This is a genomic window from Cupriavidus sp. AU9028 (genome assembly GCF_019795295.1).
Taxonomy (GTDB): Bacteria; Pseudomonadota; Gammaproteobacteria; order Burkholderiales; family Burkholderiaceae; genus Cupriavidus.
In genome coordinates this window covers 117,026-134,160 of sequence record NZ_JAIMCG010000001.1, presented here as the reverse complement: position 1 = coordinate 134,160, position 17,135 = coordinate 117,026, and the positions used below count along the sequence as shown (strand labels likewise).

Annotated in this window: 16 protein-coding genes; 11 read left to right on the top strand and 5 right to left on the bottom strand. The window is 68.6% G+C overall.

What is annotated here, in order from left to right; translation table 11 throughout:
* Positions 1–24: 24 nt before the first annotated feature.
* The gene (gene xseA / locus K6V06_RS00610) at positions 25–1,413 is read right to left on the bottom strand and encodes an exodeoxyribonuclease VII large subunit (protein ID WP_222239637.1); all 1,389 of its coding nucleotides are present in this window, start codon (positions 1,411–1,413) and stop codon (positions 25–27) included.
* Between the two features lie 1,056 nt (positions 1,414–2,469).
* Here xseA and K6V06_RS00605 point away from each other — a divergent pair.
* The 8 genes from K6V06_RS00605 (at position 2,470) to ggt (ending at position 9,885) form a co-directional block, all read left to right on the top strand.
* Positions 2,470–3,105, top strand: a complete 636-nt coding sequence (locus K6V06_RS00605) for a MotA/TolQ/ExbB proton channel family protein (RefSeq protein WP_222239636.1) — start codon at positions 2,470–2,472, stop codon at positions 3,103–3,105.
* A gap of 13 nt (positions 3,106–3,118) precedes the next feature.
* Positions 3,119–3,544: a biopolymer transporter ExbD gene (locus K6V06_RS00600; RefSeq protein WP_222239635.1), complete on the top strand. Its 426-nt coding sequence runs from the start codon at positions 3,119–3,121 to the stop codon at positions 3,542–3,544.
* A gap of 158 nt (positions 3,545–3,702) precedes the next feature.
* Complete coding sequence (gene lpxK, locus K6V06_RS00595; RefSeq protein WP_222239634.1) at positions 3,703–4,821, top strand: tetraacyldisaccharide 4'-kinase; 1,119 nt, start codon at positions 3,703–3,705, stop codon at positions 4,819–4,821.
* The gene (locus K6V06_RS00590; protein ID WP_222239633.1) at positions 4,802–4,990 is read left to right on the top strand and encodes a Trm112 family protein; all 189 of its coding nucleotides are present in this window, start codon (positions 4,802–4,804) and stop codon (positions 4,988–4,990) included. Before lpxK ends, K6V06_RS00590 begins: the two co-directional genes overlap by 20 nt.
* Positions 4,991–5,171: 181 nt before the next feature.
* Positions 5,172–5,981: a 3-deoxy-manno-octulosonate cytidylyltransferase gene (gene kdsB, locus K6V06_RS00585; RefSeq protein WP_222239632.1), complete on the top strand. Its 810-nt coding sequence runs from the start codon at positions 5,172–5,174 to the stop codon at positions 5,979–5,981.
* Between the two features lie 304 nt (positions 5,982–6,285).
* Positions 6,286–6,951 carry an adenylate kinase gene (adk, locus tag K6V06_RS00580; RefSeq protein ID WP_222239631.1) on the top strand — a complete coding sequence of 222 codons (666 nt, stop codon included), beginning with the start codon at positions 6,286–6,288 and terminating at the stop codon, positions 6,949–6,951.
* A 280-nt stretch (positions 6,952–7,231) separates the two neighbouring features.
* On the top strand, positions 7,232–7,990 hold the full coding sequence (locus K6V06_RS00575) for a 3-hydroxyacyl-CoA dehydrogenase (RefSeq protein ID WP_222239630.1): 759 nt from the start codon (positions 7,232–7,234) through the stop codon (positions 7,988–7,990).
* A 50-nt stretch (positions 7,991–8,040) separates the two neighbouring features.
* Positions 8,041–9,885, top strand: a complete 1,845-nt coding sequence (gene ggt / locus K6V06_RS00570; RefSeq protein WP_255581495.1) for a gamma-glutamyltransferase — start codon at positions 8,041–8,043, stop codon at positions 9,883–9,885.
* 9 nt (positions 9,886–9,894) lie between these two features.
* Here ggt and K6V06_RS00565 read toward each other — a convergent pair whose 3' ends face one another.
* On the bottom strand, positions 9,895–10,833 hold the full coding sequence (locus K6V06_RS00565) for a LysR family transcriptional regulator (protein ID WP_222239628.1): 939 nt from the start codon (positions 10,831–10,833) through the stop codon (positions 9,895–9,897).
* A gap of 116 nt (positions 10,834–10,949) precedes the next feature.
* Here K6V06_RS00565 and K6V06_RS00560 point away from each other — a divergent pair, with 116 nt between their 5' ends.
* On the top strand, positions 10,950–11,972 hold the full coding sequence (locus K6V06_RS00560; RefSeq protein WP_222239627.1) for a bile acid:sodium symporter family protein: 1,023 nt from the start codon (positions 10,950–10,952) through the stop codon (positions 11,970–11,972).
* A gap of 196 nt (positions 11,973–12,168) precedes the next feature.
* Here K6V06_RS00560 and K6V06_RS00555 read toward each other — a convergent pair whose 3' ends face one another.
* Positions 12,169–13,665, bottom strand: coding sequence for an N-acetylmuramoyl-L-alanine amidase (locus K6V06_RS00555; protein WP_222239626.1), 1,497 nt, complete (start codon positions 13,663–13,665; stop codon positions 12,169–12,171).
* Entirely contained in the window at positions 13,659–14,171 is a 513-nt protein-coding gene (tsaE, locus tag K6V06_RS00550) for a tRNA (adenosine(37)-N6)-threonylcarbamoyltransferase complex ATPase subunit type 1 TsaE (protein WP_222239625.1), read from the bottom strand. Before tsaE ends, K6V06_RS00555 begins: the two co-directional genes overlap by 7 nt.
* Positions 14,172–14,187: 16 nt before the next feature.
* Here tsaE and queG point away from each other — a divergent pair, with 16 nt between their 5' ends.
* On the top strand, positions 14,188–15,450 hold the full coding sequence (gene queG, locus K6V06_RS00545) for a tRNA epoxyqueuosine(34) reductase QueG (RefSeq protein WP_222239624.1): 1,263 nt from the start codon (positions 14,188–14,190) through the stop codon (positions 15,448–15,450).
* On the opposite strand, the gene K6V06_RS00540 is transcribed toward queG, so the two are convergent.
* A complete protein-coding gene (locus K6V06_RS00540; protein ID WP_222239623.1) occupies positions 15,443–16,336 on the bottom strand; it encodes an AEC family transporter in 894 nt (297 codons plus the stop codon). The genes queG and K6V06_RS00540 overlap by 8 nt on opposite strands.
* A 143-nt stretch (positions 16,337–16,479) precedes the next feature.
* Between K6V06_RS00540 and K6V06_RS00535 the strand changes: the two genes are divergently transcribed.
* On the top strand, positions 16,480–17,106 hold the full coding sequence (locus tag K6V06_RS00535) for a chalcone isomerase family protein (RefSeq protein WP_370637341.1): 627 nt from the start codon (positions 16,480–16,482) through the stop codon (positions 17,104–17,106).
* The last annotated feature ends 29 nt before the right edge of the window (positions 17,107–17,135 follow it).

The following is a 17,135-nucleotide window of genomic DNA, read 5'->3' as shown; positions in this document are numbered from 1 at the left end:
GCCACCGCGACGGCACGTTGCTAACTATAGGTCGGCCAGCTTCGGCTGCACGGAGGCAATGCCGACGTCGGCCACGCCGCTGGCCAGGTGCACTTCGACGGAAGTGCCGGCACGTAGCTGGGACGGCGAGCGCACCGCCTTGCCGCGGCCGTCCAGCATCACTGCATAGCCGCGTTCCAGCGTTCGCTGCGGGGCCAGCAACTCGAGCGCACCGGCGACCCGCTGCAGACGCTGTGCGGCGCGCTCCTGCTGCCGCTCCTGCGCGGCCTGCATCCTCACGGCAAGACGGTCGAGCCGTCGCCCCGCCGCCGCGGGATCGGGCCGCAGCGCCTGCCAGCGCATGGTCAACACCTGTACCCGGTGGCGCCGCCGCAGCACCGACTCCTGCAGTCCAGCCCGCAAATGTCGCGACAGATAGTCGAGCTGTGCGCGCCGCTCGCGCAATTGCGCCTGCGGGCTGCGCACGCGCCGCGCCAGCCAGTCCAGATGCTGCGCCCGGCGCTCCAGCTGACGGCGCATCGCCTGCGCCAGCGCCACGCCTCCGCGGCGCGCCTGCGCCAGCAGATGCGCGCGGTCCGGGCTGACCAGTTCCGCGGCGCCGGTCGGCGTCGGCGCGCGCACGTCGGCGACGAAGTCGGCGATGGTGAAGTCCGTTTCATGACCCACGCCGCAGACGATCGGCAGCGCGCAGCGGGACACCGCGTGCGCCACCACTTCCTCGTTGAACGACCACAGGTCCTCGATGCTGCCGCCGCCACGGCACAGGATCACCACATCGCACTCGGCGCGCGCGCCGACCACGTCCAGCATCGCCGCGATCCGCTCGGCGGCGCCGGTGCCCTGCACGGGAACCGGGTAGACGATCACGTCGACGTGCGGCGCACGCCGGCGCAACGTGGTCAGCACATCCCGCAAGGCTGCCGCCTGCAGCGAGGTGACAATGCCGATGGTGCGCGGATGCTCGGGAATCGGCCGCTTGCGTGCGGCATCGAACAGACCGTCGCGCGCCAGCTTCTCCTTCAGGCGCTGGAAGGCCTCGTAGAGATTGCCGACGCCAGCCCGGCGCATCGCCTCGACATTCAACTGCACCTCGCCCCGCGCCTCGTACATCGACACGAGTGCGCGCACCTCCACCGCCTCGCCCTCCCGCACAGGGAAATCGACATACTGGTTGCGGCCGCGGAACATCACGCAGCGGATCTGGGCTCGCGCGTCCTTCAGCGAGAAATACCAGTGGCCGCTGGCCGCCCGCGTGAAGTTGGAGATCTCCCCGCGCACCCAGGTCAGCGGGAAGTTGCGCTCCAGCATCGTGGCGATCGCATGATTCAGCTCCCCGACGGGAATGACGTCGCGCGAGGCCGACTGTCCGCGGGAGGCCGCGGCGGCGGGACGGAATGCGTTGGAATCACTCATGGCTGGTGGGGCGTGAAGCGGCGTCGGGTGGACATGTCCACAGCATACCGGCCCTGTCAAGTCCTTTGACGAGGGGTGTCGTCGAAGTCGCACTACTCGGGGGGCTTGACACAAGTCGTTGATTATTAATGTCTTTCGCCGGCATCACTTTTTAAGCAATGTAAGAATTTCTCTTACGCGTCAAAGACTTACCCCGGATGGGCCCCCGCTTGTTCACAAAGTTATCCACAAGAACTCTGGACAACTGCGGCAGCGCCGGGCACCGTGGAAGTGCCACTTGGAGCGCACATTTCTTCACCTGCGCCATTCCGATCCGCGCCCACTGTGCACTTTCGACATCTGTCGAGCGGCGTCTCTTCGGATGCCACCATGCGAAATTTCTATACGATGATTGGTTTCGATAGCAACAAGCGGCATGTGCTGCGGCGTTCCGCCATGTTATCCCCACCTGTCCACAACTTCTCAACAGCGTTGTGCACGGCGCGACAGCCCGCCGCGTGTACTTTTGCGCATTGCCAGGCCGGCCGACCCACTTTCCGGCGACCCGGCGCATTTGCACAAATTTTGAGCAGGGACGCATTTCGCGTTATGGATCAACGAGTTGCGGCGCTTGTCAGGCGGCTTTCCACACCCCCTCCACAGCACTGTCCTTGCCGCCTGTGGAAAAACCGGGCGTGCTGGCGGTTTTCCCCCGGTTGTCCCGCTCCCTGGTCCCCCTGCACGCGGTCCGGGACGACGCCGGAACGCATACAGGCCCGCCCCGACCATGCTGCCCGTTTTTTAGGCAGAGGGAGCAAAGTCCTTTCCGATCAAGGGCTTGGCGCCGCTGTCCGACGGCTGTCCACAACCGTTCCACAATGCTGTCCCGGTCACATGTGGAAAGCGCCTCCGTGGCCGCCCGCACCGACCGACGCTGCGCGATCTTCCCCGCCGCCCCTGCCCCGTGCTTGCCGGTCCCGCATCGGCACGCTAGAGTGGCGCCTGCTTTTTTCCGGGGACAGCCGGCTGCCGTTGTCAGTCCGTCCACCCGCCACTCGCGCCAAGGTCTTCCTACTCGTGCTATCCATCATCGAAGCGGCCGGCTGGCCCATCTGGCCGCTGCTTGCCGCCTCCATCATTGCCCTCGCGCTGATCGTCGAGCGCCTGCTGACGCTGCGCCGCTCGCGGGTGCTGCCGGCGGGCGTCTATGAAGAGGCCATCGCCGCGGTGCGCCAGCGGCGCGCCACGCCCGATGCGATCGATTCCCTGCATCGCGGCTCGCCGCTGGGCAAGGTGCTGGCAACCGCGATTCGCCAGGCCATGCGCCACAGCGGCGGCGGGGCAGCGCCCGCGCGCGCGGCGGCACGCGAGGCGGTCGAGGATACCGGCCGCGCCGTCGCCCATGAACTCGAGCGCTACCTGAACGCGCTGGGCACGATCGCCTCCGCCGCGCCGCTGCTCGGCCTGCTCGGCACGGTGATCGGCATGATCGAGATCTTCGGCAGCCAGGGCGGTACCGGCGCCAATCCCGAGCAGCTGGCGCACGGCATTTCCGTCGCGCTGTACAACACTGCCTTCGGCCTGATCGTCGCCATCCCGGCGCTGATCTTCTGGCGCTACTTCCGTCGGCGCGTGGACGACTACGTCACCGAACTGGAAGCACGCGCGGCTGCCTTCCTCGACGCCATCCTCGGCCACCCCGCGCAGTCCTGAGGCGCGCCCGCTCATGCAATTCCGCCCAAGACAGCGCCGCGACGAGCCGGAGATCAACCTGATCCCGCTGATCGACGTGCTGCTGGTGATCCTGATCTTCCTGATGATCACGACCACCTATGCGCGCCATACCGAGTTGCGCATTGCACTGCCGTTCGCCAACGCGCAGGAGCCGCAACGCCAGCCCGAGCCCATCGTCGTATCGGTGTCGGCCAAGGGAACAGTGGCGATCCAGCGCGACACCTTCGAGGCCCCCGATGTCGCCGCGCTGACGGCCCGCTTGCGCGCGCTGTCGCCGGCGCAGGGCGAAGCGCCGGCGGTCGTCATCCATGCCGATGCGCAGGCCTCGCATCAGTCGGTCGTCAATGTGATGGAAGCCGCCCGGCTCGCTGGCCTGTCCCGGCTCACCTTTGCCACGCGCGGCGGATCGCCGCGCTGACGCCGCCGGGAACCGGCCTTGCCCCATGCAGCGAGGCGCACCCATAATGCAGGCAGCTCCCTGCACCTGCTGCACTCCTGCCCTGGGCTGGTGCCCTGCGCTCCCGCAACACGGCAGCCGGTTCGCGGCATCTGCCGGAGCCCCGACGTTCTGAATCCATGCCCGCTCCCCGCCACGCCCTGACCGATTTCATTACCCGCCAATGGCAGCACCGCGGCTGGTTCGCCTGGCTGATGCTGCCGTTCTCGTGGCTGTTCGGCGCCATCGCGGCGCTGCGGCGCCTGGCCTACCGCCGTGGCTGGTTCGCCTCCACCCGTCTGCCGATGCCGGTGATCGTGGTCGGCAACGTGACTGTCGGCGGTACCGGCAAGACGCCGGCCGTGATCGCGCTCGCGCACGCGCTGGCCGCGGTCGGCCTGCGCCCCGGCGTGGTGTCGCGCGGCTACGGCGCGACGCTGACCCGGCCCCGCCGCGTGCAGCCCGGCGCGCGCGCGGACGAAGTCGGCGATGAGCCGCTGCTGATCGCCCGCTCTACCGACGTGCCGGTCTGGGTCTATCCCGACCGCGCGCTGTGCGCGCAGGCAATGCTGGTTTCGCACCCCGGCATCAACGTGCTGCTGCTCGACGACGGCCTGCAGCACTACCGGCTGCAGCGCGATTTCGAGATCGTGCTGTTCGACGGCCGCATGGGCGGCAATGGCTGGCTGCTGCCGGCCGGCCCGCTGCGCGAACCGTTGTCCCGGCCGCGCGACGCGACGCTGATCAACGATCCGTTCTTCCGCCCCTCGCCCGACCAGCCGGACACGTTCGGCATGCGCCTGGAGCTGGACGATGCCTGGCAGCTTGCCGACCCTGCGCTGGTGCGGCCGCTCTCCACCTTCGCCGGGCGCAAGGTGCTGGCCGCCGCCGGCATCGGCAATCCGGGGCGCTTCTTCGCCAGCCTGCGGGAGGCGGGGCTGACCGTCGAGACGCTGCCGCTGCCCGACCATTACGACTTCGCCGACAACCCGTTCATTGGCCATGCCGCCGCGGAAGCGGCCGAGGTGATCCTGATCACCGAGAAGGATGCCGTAAAATGTGAACGACTCCCCGCACCGCTGGACCCGCGCATCTGGGTAGTGCCCACGCTGCCCGTAATCGATCCGGGCCTGATCGAGAAAATCCGCCGCACCGTCGTTGCGCGCTGCCAGGCCGCGCCGACCGCTGCCGCCGGCGCCGCCGCAGCGGCCGCCGCCAATGAACAGAAGGAACGCCAAGATGGACAACCGGCTGCTTGAAATCCTCGTTTGCCCGCTGTGCAAGGGCAAGTTGCAACACGACCGCCAGGCACAGGAACTGATCTGCCACGTCGACAAGCTGGCCTACCCGATCCGCGACGGCATTCCGGTGATGCTGGCCGACGAGGCCCGGCAAACTGTAGCCGGCCGCCCGATCGAGCCGGCCTGACCCCACTGCCGGTTTGCTCCCCTCGCCCGCTTGCGGGAGAGGGGCCGGGGGAGAGGGCAACGGGCGATTGACCGACCCTGACGTCCAGTCCACCGCTCCCTCTCCCCGGCCCTCTGCCGCAAGGCAGGCAACGACGAACACCAAGGGCCTGCCCGAACTTCTGCCCCACTGAACGCCCCCGATGCCACTACCCGCCTTCACCGTCGTCATTCCCGCTCGCCTGGCGTCGACGCGCCTGCCCAACAAGCCGCTGGCCGAGATCGCCGGCAAGCCGATGGTGGTGCGCGTGGCCGAACGGGCGCGCGCCTCGTCGGCATCGCGGGTGGTCGTCGCCACCGATGCCGACAGCGTCGCCGCCGCCTGCGCCGCACACGGCGTAGAGGCCCTGCTGACGCGGGCCGATCATCCGTCCGGTACCGACCGCCTCGCCGAGATCGCCGCGCAACTCGGCCTTGCCCCCGACCAGATCGTGGTGAACGTGCAGGGCGACGAACCGCTGATCGAGCCCGAACTGATCGACCAGGTCGCACAGCACCTGGCCGACCGCGCGGACTGCGCGATCGCCACCGCCGCCCATCCCCTGACCGGCGCCGACGAGGTCTTCAATCCGAACGTGGTCAAGGTGGTACTGGACCGTGCCGGACGCGCGCTGTATTTCTCCCGCGCGCCGATTCCCTGGTGGCGCGACGAGTGGGCCGACGTGCCACGCATGCCGGCCGCCGGCGCGGCGGTCGGGCTGCCCGCCATGCCGGTGCTGCGCCATATCGGCCTGTACGCATATCGCGCCGACTTCCTGCTGCGCTTCCCGACCATGGAACCGGCGCCGATCGAGCAGGTCGAGGCGCTCGAACAGCTGCGGGCAATGTGGCATGGCGAACGGATTGCCGTGCTGCTCACCAGCGGTGCGCCCGCGCCCGGCGTCGACACCCCGGCCGACCTCGAACGGGTGCGTCACCTGTGGGCCGAAGGCATGCTGGGCACCGACGGCTGAGTGCTGTCGCGAGCCGAAGCCCTTCGCCCTCGTGGCATAATGCACAACAATAAAAGAGCCGTTGTCGCCCGCTTCATCGCGAACGACAGCACGAGCTCGGTGGGGAGATGAAGAAAGAGCCGTCCGGCGCGCGCCCATGCCACTGCATGCCCGCGACGCCGACACCGGTCGAAGCCAGTGACCAGCCGCCGGCGCGCTGCCGGGCCCATCAAGCGGCCCGTGTTCCAGTCAGCCTCGCGTCAAGTTCCGGCGGTACCCTCCTTCCTCCCCTCCGTACAGAATTCAAAACTCTGAGGACCCGTAAATGCGTTTGATCCTGTTGGGCGCGCCCGGCGCCGGCAAAGGCACGCAAGCCAAGTTCATCTGTGAGAAGTTTGGCATCCCGCAAATCTCCACCGGCGACATGCTGCGCGCCGCGGTCAAGGCGGGCACCCCGCTGGGCGTGGAAGCCAAGAAGGTGATGGACGCGGGCGGTCTGGTATCGGACGACATCATCATCGGCCTGGTGCGTGACCGGCTGGCCCAGGACGATTGCCGCAACGGCTATCTGTTCGACGGCTTTCCGCGCACGATTCCGCAGGCAGAGGCGATGAAGGAAGCCGCCGTGCAGATCGACTACGTGCTGGAGATCGACGTCCCCTTCGACGCGATCATCGAACGGATGAGCGGCCGCCGCGTGCACGCCGCCTCGGGTCGCACCTATCACGTCAAGTACAACCCGCCCAAGGCCGAAGGCGTCGATGACGAAACCGGCGAAGCGCTGATCCAGCGCGACGACGACCGCGAGGAAACGGTGCGCAAGCGCCTGGACGTCTATTCGCAGCAAACCCGTCCGCTGGTCGACTACTACTCGGACTGGGCGAACAAGGGCGATCCCGCCGCCAAGGTCACGCCGCCCCGCTATCGCAAGATCAGCGGCCTGGGCACGGTCGACGAGATCACCGCACGCGTGTTCGAAGCGTTGAAGTAAGGTCCTGCCGTCCCGCGCGGGACGCAGCAACCGGCATTGCATGAAGGGCGGCCCGACAGGCCGCCCTTCGTCGTTCTGGCGCTCCGCTTTGCCCATCCGCTGAGTTCGCGCCGTTCTGTCCGCGTCCCCCCTTTTTACCCTTTGCGCCCTTGCGCCCTTCCCGCCGATCCTTACAATAGCCGCAGCGATTTACGTTTACGTCAACGTCAGTCGCAAAGACCGAGGCAACCCATTGACGGCGACGCCCACCGGGACGGCGCCCCCGAGGAGGAAGACACCCATGGAAATCCAGCACAACGTATTTCTCGTCACCGGCGGCGCGTCCGGCCTGGGCGCTGGCACCGCCCGCATGCTTGCGGCAGCGGGCGGCAAGGTGGTGATCGCCGACCTGAACGAGGAAAGCGGCAACCGGCTCGCCGGCGAGCTTGGCGGCCGCTTCGTGCGTTGCGATGTCACCTCCGAAGCGGACGGCCAGGCGGCCGTCGCGGCGGCGACGGCGCTGGGGCGCCTGTCGGGCCTGATCAACTGCGCCGGCATCGCCACCGCCAACAAGACGGTCGGCAAGAACGGACCGCATCCGCTCGACGCCTTTGAAAAGACCATCCGCATCAACCTGATCGGCACCTTCAACATGATCCGGCTCGCCGCCGCGGCGATGGTGCAGAACCAGCCGGATGCCGCGGGCGAGCGCGGCGTCATCGTCAATACCGCTTCGGTGGCAGCCTTCGACGGCCAGATCGGCCAGGCAGCCTACGCGGCATCGAAGGGCGGCGTGGTCGGCATGACGCTGGCGATCGCCCGCGACCTGTCACGCGACGGCGTCCGCTGCATGACCATCGCGCCGGGCATCTTCGAGACGCCGATGCTGCTTGGCATGCCACAGGAAGTGCAGGACGCGCTGGGCCGCATGGTACCGTTCCCGCCGCGGCTGGGCCGGCCCGAGGAGTACGCGCAGCTGGCGCGCGCGATCATCGAGAACACCATGCTGAACGGCGAGGTGATCCGGCTCGATGGCGCGATCCGGATGCAGCCGAAGTAAGGTCCCGACGCAAGCCCCCTCGAACGCCGCACAACAAGAAGGAGATGCGCATGAGGCTTTCAGCCGCTTCCTCGACACCGTCCGGCGCTCGCCTGCAAGGCAGGCTGGCGCTGCTGCTGGCCGGTGCCAGCCTGCTGCTGGCCGCGTGCGCCGCCCCTGGCGACAGCGCCGGCCCGCTGCCGGTAGCGCCGGAGGCCGCCTCGGGCTGGACCGACAAGCCAGGCTGGATCGCGCATTCCTTCATGGTTGCCGCCGCCAATCCGCTGGCGACGCAGGCCGGCTACGACATCCTGAAGGCGGGCGGCTCGGCCATCGACGCGGCCATCGCCACGCAGATGGTGCTCAATCTGGTCGAGCCGAACTCGTCCGGCATCGGCGGCGGCGCCTTCCTGCTGCATTCGGACGGCAAGCAGGTGCTTGCCTACGATGGGCGGGAAACCGCTCCGGCCGCCGCCGACGAACGGCTGTTCCTGGGACCGGATGGCAAGGCCTTGCCGTTCCGCCAGGCGCTGGTCGGCGGCCGCTCGGTCGGCGTGCCCGGCGTGCTGCGCATGCTGGAGCTGGCGCACCGCCAGCATGGCAGGCTGCCCTGGGCGCGGCTGTTCGAGCCGGCGATCCGGCTGGCGCAGCAGGGCTTCGCGATCAGCCCGCGACTGGCGGCGGTACTGGCCGAGGACCCCGACCTGGCATCCGACCCGGCCGCGCGCGCCTACTTCTATCTGCCGGATGGCAAACCGAAGCCGGCCGGCACGGTGTTGCGCAATCCCGAGTTCGCGGCGGTGCTGCGCGAGGTCGCCGCCGGCGGCGCCGACGCCTTCTATCGCGGCCAGATCGCGCGCGACATCGAAGCGAAAGTGCGCGCGCACCCGACCAATCCGGGCCGCCTGCGCGCCAGCGACCTGGCGGCATACCAGGCCAGGGTGCGCGAGCCCATTTGTACCGATTACCGGCGCTGGACCGTCTGCGGCATGCCGCCGCCCTCCTCCGGCGGCATCGCCATCGCGCAGATGCTCGGCATGCTGGCCGCCATGCCCGCGACCGACATCGCCAGGGCGACCCCCGCCGAGCGCGACGGTCGGCTCGAGCCCTCGGTGCAGGGCGCGCACCTGTTCAGCGAAGTGGGCCGGCTGGCGTATGCCGACCGCGCCCGCTATGTTGCCGACACCGACTTCGTGCCGCTGCCCGGTGGCAGCTGGCGCAGCCTGGTGGATCCGGCCTACCTGGCCAAACGGGCGGCCGCCATCGGCGAGCGCAGCATCGGCGTCGCCCAGCCCGGCACGCCCGCGGGCGTGACGCTGGCGATGGCGGACGACCGCTCGCCCGAGCTGCCGTCGACCTCGCACCTGTCCGTGGTAGACCGCTACGGCAACGCCATTTCGATGACCACCAGCATCGAGCATCAGTTCGGCTCGCGCCAGATGGTGCGCGGCTTCCTGCTGAACAACCAGCTGACCGACTTTTCCTTCGTCGCCGAGGAGAACGGGCAACCGGTCGCCAATCGCGTGCAGCCGGGCAAGCGGCCCCGCTCGTCGATGGCGCCGACGCTGGTATTCGAGCGCGGCACGCGCGAGCTGGTAATGACGCTGGGCTCGCCGGGCGGCTCGGCCATCATCAACTACGTCGGCAAGGCGCTGGTCGGCACGCTGGACTGGAAGCTCGACCTGCAGCAGGCAATCGCGCTGCCCAATGTCGGCTCACGCAATGGCCCGACCGAGCTGGAGCAGGGCCGCGTGTCCGAGGCACTGGTGCAGGGCCTGAAGGCGCGTGGGCACGACATCCGGTTGATGGAGCAGACCTCCGGCCTGCAGGGCATCATGCGCGTGACCGTGGACGGGCGTCCGGCCTGGTTCGGCGGCGCCGATCCCCGCCGCGAAGGCGTGGCGATGGGGGAGTAGCCGGGCCTCTCAACACCCGGCGGACGGCGGCGCTGGAACACCGGCCGCCGGCTTGCCGTCCGCGCCCACCTCGAGCGTGCGCAACAGGTCCCAGACCGCGGCAGCGGCAGGAGACAGCGAGCGGTCCTGCCGCCGTACCATCACGATACGCCGCTCCTGCCGCGGCACCAGCGGGCGCCAGGTCAGCCGCGAACCGGCGGGCAATGGCAGCGAGAACGAGGGCAGCACCGCCGCGCCGATTCCGGCTTCCACCATGCCGAAAACGCTGGCCGAATGCCCCAGTTCCTGCGCGACCAGCGGCGTCACGCCATGCCGGGCGAAAATGCCGTCGATCAGCGGCCGGCTGCCGGAGGCAGAGTCGAGCAATACCAGCGGCACCGCCTGCAGCGCCGCCCAGGGCACGGCGTCGCGGCGAGCCAGCGCATCGTCCTCGCGGCAGATGAAGCAGAACGGATCGGTGCCGATCACCACTGTCTCCAAGTCCTCGGGGCCGACCGGGTCGATCAGCACGCCGAAGTCCACCGCGCCGGCCCGCACCTGCTCCAGGCCGTCCGCCTGCACGTTGTCGCGCACCGACAGCCGGACCTCCGGATAGCGCCGCGCGCATTCGGCCACGCATAGCGGCATCAGCCGCGCCGAGATGGTCGGCGCGCTGGCAATCACCACGCGGCCCCGGTAGCGCTCGCCCAGCTGGCGCGTTTCCTCCAGCGTGTCGTCGAGCTGGCCCAGCAGGCGCTCCAGCGCCGGCGCCAGCGTCTGGCCGGCATCGGTCAGCACCACCTCGCGGGTGGTGCGGTCCAGCAGCCGCAGCCCCAGCGCCTCCTCCAGCTCGGCGACACCGCGGCTGACCGCGGACTGGGTCAGCCCGATGGCATCGGCGGCCCGGCTGAAGCTGCCGTGCGCGGCGACGGCGAGGAACACGCGCAACTGTCGCAGGGTGTAATTCATGCGCTATCGAGATAGATCGATTCGATAAATGAATTTGCATTCTAGCGGGCGGCGGAGTCCAATACGTCCAACCCGGTATTAACCCTGATACCGGCCCTTGCCTGGTTTCCGCTGTCATGACTTCCCTGCTTTCTCCCTTCAAGAAACTCTACGACCTGATCGACGGCTTCGTGCTGATCATGCTGGCCGCCATCGGCGTGGCACTGCTCGCGCCGTCGATCGGCACCAGCCAGGGCCCGCTGCATCTGGGCCTGGTCACCAGCCTCGGCGTGGCGCTGGTGTTCTTCCTGCACGGCGCCGCCCTTTCGCGCGACAAGCTGGTGGCCGGCGCGCGCCACTGGCGCCTGCACACTTTCGTGCAGGTGTTCACCTATGTCGTGTTCCCGCTGGTCGGTGCCGCGCTGATGTTCTCGCTGCGCGGCCAGCTGCCCAACGAGCTGCTGCTGGGCGTGTTCTTCCTGTGCGCGCTGCCGTCGACCGTGTCGTCGTCCGTAGCCATGACCTCGATGGCGCGCGGCAACGTGCCGGGCGCGATCTTCAACGCCACCATCTCGGGGCTGATCGGCATGGCACTGACGCCGCTGCTGATGGGTCTGGTGATCAGCGCCAGCGGTGCCTCGATGCCGCTGGGCAAGGCGCTGATGGGCGTCGCGCTGCAGCTGTTGCTGCCGTTCGCGCTGGGCCAGCTGGCCCGCCCGATGATCGGCAACTGGCTCGCCAGCCGCAAGAAGATCACCACCAGGATCGACCGCGGCGTGATCGTGCTGATCGTCTACTCGTCGTTCTGCGACGCCACCGCGGCCGGGCTGTGGCACCAGTACAGCTGGCAGACCATTGGCGCGGTCATGGGCATCGCGGCGGTGATGCTGTTCGTGATTCTCGCCACCACCACCGTGCTGGCCCGGCGCCTGGGCTTCTCGGTGGAAGACGAGATCACCGCGGTCTTCTGCGGCTCGAAGAAGAGCCTGGCCAACGGCATCCCGATGGCCAAGATCCTGTTTGCCGGCCACCCGGCGCTGGGTCTGCTGGTGTTGCCGACCATGGTCTACCACCAGCTGCAGCTGATCGTCTGCTCGGTAATGGCGTCGCGCTACGCCGCCCGCGCCGAGGTGCCGCAAGTCGCGGCAGCCCGTGCCTGAGCGGAATATCGACGGTGCAATGAAAAAACCCCTGCGGGATCGCAGGGGTCGGATTGCCGGCAGCGCTTGAACCGCCACCGTGTCGGTCCCGCGAAAGCGGGAGTCCAGCGTCTTCGAAAGCCACCGGATCCCCGCCTTCGCGGGGACGACGGCGTCGCCCGTTCAACTGCCTGCGGCATGCGCGGGCGTTTTCTTGTCAGACGGACGGATTGCGCGACAAGGGCGGATTGCGCGCGAAGTAAGCCCGGATGCCGCGCAGGATCGCGTTGGCCAGCTGTTCCTGATGCGCGTCATCGTTGAGCTTGCGCTCTTCCTCGGGATTGCTGATGAAGGCGGTCTCGATCAGGATCGACGGAATGTCCGGCGCCTTCAGCACCGCAAACCCGGCCTGCTCGACGTGGGCCTTGTGCAGGCGGTGCATGCCGCCGATCTCCGACAGCACCGACTTGCCGACCTGCAGGCTGTCGTTGATCTGCGCCGTGGTGGACAGGTCCAGCAGCACCCGCGCCACCTGCGCGTCCTTGCTGCCCACATTGACACCGCCAATCAGATCGGCCGCGTTCTCCTTGTTCGCCAGCCACCGCGCCGCGGAACTGGACGCGCCGCGCTCGGACAGCGCGAATACCGATGCGCCACGCGCTTCCGGCTTGACGAAGGCGTCGGCGTGGATCGACACGAACAGGTCGGCGTTGACGCGACGGGCCTTCTGCACCCGCACGTTCAGCGGCACGAAGAAATCCGCATCGCGCGTCATCATCGCCCGCATATTGGGCTGCGCGTCGATCTTGTCGCGCAGCCGCTTGGCGATCTTGAGCACCACGTCCTTCTCGCGCGACCCGGCGGCGCCGATGGCGCCCGGGTCCTCGCCACCATGGCCCGGATCGATCGCCACCGTCAGCAGGCGGCGCATCTTCGGCGCTGGTGCCGAGGGCCGGCTGTCTTGCGCCACCGGCGGCTCGGCAGGGGGCGCGGGGGGCTTGGCGGATTTACCCGGGGCCGTCTCCGGCGCCTTCGGGCGAGCGGCGACCGCAGGCGGCGGCACCGCCGGCGCGGCCCCCGCCTGCTGCTCGAACTGGCGCACCAGCGCGGCGATCGCGTCCTCTTCGCTGGTCGAGGGAGCCCCCGCGACGCTGTCGGCGGTGCCCGTCGATGGCGAGGCGGCGAAGCGGCGCTGCTTGTCCTCGGTCTCGCGCACCAGCTTCCACAGCGGATCGGGCGGATTGACCGGATACAGATCGAACACCAGCCGGTCGCGGTAGCTGCCGATCGGCTTGAGCGTGAAGACCTGCGGCGCGACGTCCTCCTTCAGGTCGAACACCAGGCGAACCACATGCGGGCGGTTCTGGCCGACGCGAACCGCCTGGATATACGGATCGTTCGGCGTGATCTTGGCCACCAGCTCGCGCAGGGTCGGCGACAGTTCCAGCCCGTCGATATCGACCACCAGACGGTCCGGGTTGCGCACCATGGTATGGACGGCGGCCAGCTGCGCATCGGACTCGATTGTGACGCGCGTATAGTCCTCGGCCGGCCACACCCGCACGGCGATGATGCCCGCGCCACGGGCAATCTGCGGTCCGGCGAGCGTCAACACCACCGTGCCAGCGCCGGCCTTGAGGCATTGCGCCATCCATTTGCGCCGGGCGAGCGTCCGTTCGTCGGGTCGGTCGGTGTCGATTCGCTTGATCAGCATGCGTGCAGCAGAGAAATTCCGGTTGGAGTATAGGCCCGCAGGGCGGCGACGCGCCGCTGGAAGGCCTCGTCGTCAGTCGCGGTGTCCGATTGGAGCAACAGGTGCAGATCGGGTTCCCCGAGCAGCTTGCCGGCTTTCTCCGGCCACTCGACCAGATTGAAGGCCGGCTCGGCAAAGCAGTCGCGAAAGCCCGCGTCCAGCCATTCCTCCGGATCGGCGAAGCGGTAGAGATCGAAGTGATAGACAGTCAGGGGCGAGCCATCGGCACGGGCGACCTCGTATGGCTCGCACAGCGTGTAGGTCGGACTGCGGACCTTGCCGGCATGGCCTAGCGCGCGCAGGATCGCGCGCGACAGCGTGGTCTTGCCCGCGCCGAGGTCGCCGGACAGCTGCACATGCACGGTCTGCGGCGGCAGCGCACGCACGACGGCGGCCAGCGCCGCGCCGAGGCGGTCGGTCGCGCTTTCGTCCGGCAGGATCAATGTGCGTTCTTCGAGCAGAGGCATTGCGTACAATTCGGGGATGATCGACCCAGCAGCAAGGGCAGAGGCGGACAGCCCGGGCACGGCGTGCGCCGTCACCTCGTCCGCCCCGCAGGCACCCGGCCCTGCGCAACCGCCCGCCGTCCCCGCACCGGAGGCCGCATCGCCGACTCGCGTCTACGAGCCGGCGGCGTTGGTCGAGCGTATTCGCGCGTGGGGCGCCGAGCTGGGGTTCGACGACATCCGTATCGCCGATGTGGATCTGCGCCATGCCGAAGCCGGCCTGATGGCCTGGCTCGAGAAGGGCTTTCACGGCGACATGGATTATATGGCGAACCATGGCCTGAAGCGTGCCCGGCCGGCGGAATTGGTGCCGGGCACGGTGCGTGCCATCGTCGCTCGCATGCCTTACCTGCCCGCCAGCATGCCCGCCGACTGGCGCCAGCGCGAACTGGCGCGGCTCGATCCCGACACCAGTACCGGCACAGGTCAGGGCGACGACGTACCCGCTGTCATCTCGGTCTATGCCCGCGGCCGCGACTATCACAAGGTCCTGCGCGCGCGGCTGCAGCAGCTGGCCACGCGCATCGCCAACGAGATCGGGCCGTTCGGCTACCGCGTGTTCACCGACTCGGCCCCGGTCATGGAGGTGGCGCTGGCCAGCCAGGGCGGACTGGGCTGGCGCGGCAAGCATACGCTGCTGCTCGATCGCGCCGCCGGCTCGCTGTTCTTCCTTGGCGAAATCCTGATCGATGTGCCGCTGCCCGCCGATCCGCCCGCCTCCGCGCATTGCGGACAGTGCCGGCGCTGCATCGATGTCTGCCCCACCGGCGCCATCGTCGCGCCCTACCAGCTCGATGCGCGGCGCTGCATCTCGTACCTCACCATCGAGTACAAGGGCGCGATTCCCGAGCCCTTGCGCGCGCCGATGGGCAACCGCGTCTATGGCTGCGACGACTGCCAGCTGGCCTGTCCATGGAACAAGTTCGCGCAGCGCGCGACGCTGCCTGACTTCGACGTGCGCAACAAGCTGGACGCGCCCGACATGGTGACGCTGTTCGGCTGGACGGAGCAGGAATTCAACCAGCGCCTCGAAGGCAGCCCGATCCGCCGGATCGGCCACGAACGCTGGCTGCGCAACCTGGCTGTGGGACTGGGCAATGCCCTGCGGGACGCGCAGGGTCCGGCGGCGCAGCGCATCCGCGCCGCGCTGCAGGCGCGCCAGGCAGATCCTTCGCCGCTGGTGCGCGAGCACGTCGAATGGGCGCTCGCGCAGCAGCGCACGCCGGCCGCGCTCAGCTGACCAGCGCGTACCACAGCGGCGCGGTGAGGATCGCGCCAACCGTCATGATGGAGATGGCGGCGGCCACCATCGGACCGTTGCCTCCCATGCGCACCGCCAGGATGTAGGCGCTGGACGCGGTCGGCATCGCGGCGTACAGCACGGCGATCTGCAATTGCAGCGGCGACAGCGGCAACTGGCGGCCCACCAGCCAGGCGACCGCCGGCATCGCGATCAGCTTGACCCCGGTCCACCACGCCACCATGCCCGCCGTACCGGACGCGCCCTGCATCTGCAGGCCCGCCCCCACCGTCATCAGCCCGAGCGCGGTGGCAGCCGAGCCCAGCCGGCTCATCGTCATGGCGACCACCTCGGGCGGATGCAGGCCCAGCAGATTGGTGACCAGCCCGGTCACCGTGGCCAGGATCAACGGATTGCGGGCCAGCTCGCGCCACACGCTGACTTCGCCATGGCGCGCCAGCGACCAGACCGCCGCGACATTGCACATCGGCACCACGCAGCCGACGATGACCGCCATCATGGCCAGTCCCTCGCCGCCGCCCAGGCGCGCGGCCAGCGCCAGCGCGATATAGGAATTGAAGCGGAACGCGGTCTGCAGCCCGGACGCAAAGTCGATCGGGTTGGGCCGCAGCACCCACTTGACTGCATAGCCCGCGGCCATGCCGAACAGCGTGGTGCCGATGGCCAGGGCGAGCATGGTCGAGGTGCTGGAAAACTCGAACACCGCGCTGTTGGTTGCCTGCAGCAGCAGCATCGGGAACAGCACGAAGTAGACGAGGCGCTCGACGCCGGACCAGAAGGTGCGATCGAACGAGGTGTAGCGCACCAGGAGCCAGCCGATCAGGATCAGGCTGAAATCCGGCACCATCAGCAAGGCTGGGGACATCGGCGGATTGGTGTTGTCGTTGTATTGCCGGAAGGGGGGCTGGTGCGGTCTCCGGAGCACCTAGGGCAGATACGGATTGGTATTGTTTCAGAAAACCCGGAAGATGGCACGTTCCGTTATTGCCACCGATGTTCCGCTTTTCCATGCCGTCCCGCCGCCGTACCCTGGCCCGCTTCCCGCTGCCGCACCGACTTCGCCCGCTTGCGGGGGCCTGCTGCATCGTGCTTGCAGCCGCCGCCTGGGCGCCGGAGATCGCCGCCATGGAACTGGAGGGGGTGCGCTTCGACGATGCGGCCCGTGTCGCCGGCAAGGAACTGCAGCTCAACGGCGCCGGCCTGCGCACGGTCTTCATCGTCAAGGGCTACGTCGCCGCGCTGTACTTGCCGGAGAAGGTGCGCAATGCCGCGGTCGTGCTCGGCGCCAAGGGCCCGAAACGGCTGCAGATCCGCCCCTTGCGGGAAGTCGAATCCGCCGCCTTCATCAAGGCGCTGAACGAGGGCATGCGCGAGAACCACAGCGAAGCACAGCTCGAACGGTTCACCGACCGCCTGTCTCAGCTCGAACAGGCAATGGGTCAGGTCGGCACCGCGCGCAAGGGCGACATCATCAACTTCGACTACACGCCGGACAGCGGGACCATCATTGCCATCAACGGCATTCCGCGCGGCAAGCCGATTCCCGGAGAGGACTTCTACCAGGCGGTGCTGCGCATCTTCCTGGGGGAGAAGCCGGTGGACCGCGAGCTCAAGCGCGGACTGCTGGGCGGCTGACCGATCCCGCCGGCGGAGCGCGCACAGGA

Bases quoted from the DNA above. Each gene is read 5' to 3' on its own strand.
- xseA (WP_222239637.1), bottom strand. From the start codon at position 1,413: ATGAGTGATTCCAACGCATTCCGTCCCGCCGCCGCGGCCTCCCGCGGA.
- K6V06_RS00600 (WP_222239635.1), top strand. From the start codon at position 3,119: ATGCAATTCCGCCCAAGACAGCGCCGCGACGAGCCGGAGATCAACCTG.
- lpxK (WP_222239634.1), top strand. From the start codon at position 3,703: ATGCCCGCTCCCCGCCACGCCCTGACCGATTTCATTACCCGCCAATGG.
- K6V06_RS00590 (WP_222239633.1), top strand. From the start codon at position 4,802: ATGGACAACCGGCTGCTTGAAATCCTCGTTTGCCCGCTGTGCAAGGGC.
- kdsB (WP_222239632.1), top strand. From the start codon at position 5,172: ATGCCACTACCCGCCTTCACCGTCGTCATTCCCGCTCGCCTGGCGTCG.
- adk (WP_222239631.1), top strand. From the start codon at position 6,286: ATGCGTTTGATCCTGTTGGGCGCGCCCGGCGCCGGCAAAGGCACGCAA.
- K6V06_RS00575 (WP_222239630.1), top strand. From the start codon at position 7,232: ATGGAAATCCAGCACAACGTATTTCTCGTCACCGGCGGCGCGTCCGGC.
- ggt (WP_255581495.1), top strand. From the start codon at position 8,041: ATGAGGCTTTCAGCCGCTTCCTCGACACCGTCCGGCGCTCGCCTGCAA.
- K6V06_RS00565 (WP_222239628.1), bottom strand. From the start codon at position 10,833: ATGAATTACACCCTGCGACAGTTGCGCGTGTTCCTCGCCGTCGCCGCG.
- K6V06_RS00560 (WP_222239627.1), top strand. From the start codon at position 10,950: ATGACTTCCCTGCTTTCTCCCTTCAAGAAACTCTACGACCTGATCGAC.
- K6V06_RS00555 (WP_222239626.1), bottom strand. From the start codon at position 13,665: ATGCTGATCAAGCGAATCGACACCGACCGACCCGACGAACGGACGCTC.
- tsaE (WP_222239625.1), bottom strand. From the start codon at position 14,171: ATGCCTCTGCTCGAAGAACGCACATTGATCCTGCCGGACGAAAGCGCG.
- queG (WP_222239624.1), top strand. From the start codon at position 14,188: ATGATCGACCCAGCAGCAAGGGCAGAGGCGGACAGCCCGGGCACGGCG.
- K6V06_RS00540 (WP_222239623.1), bottom strand. From the start codon at position 16,336: ATGTCCCCAGCCTTGCTGATGGTGCCGGATTTCAGCCTGATCCTGATC.
- K6V06_RS00535 (WP_370637341.1), top strand. From the start codon at position 16,480: ATGCCGTCCCGCCGCCGTACCCTGGCCCGCTTCCCGCTGCCGCACCGA.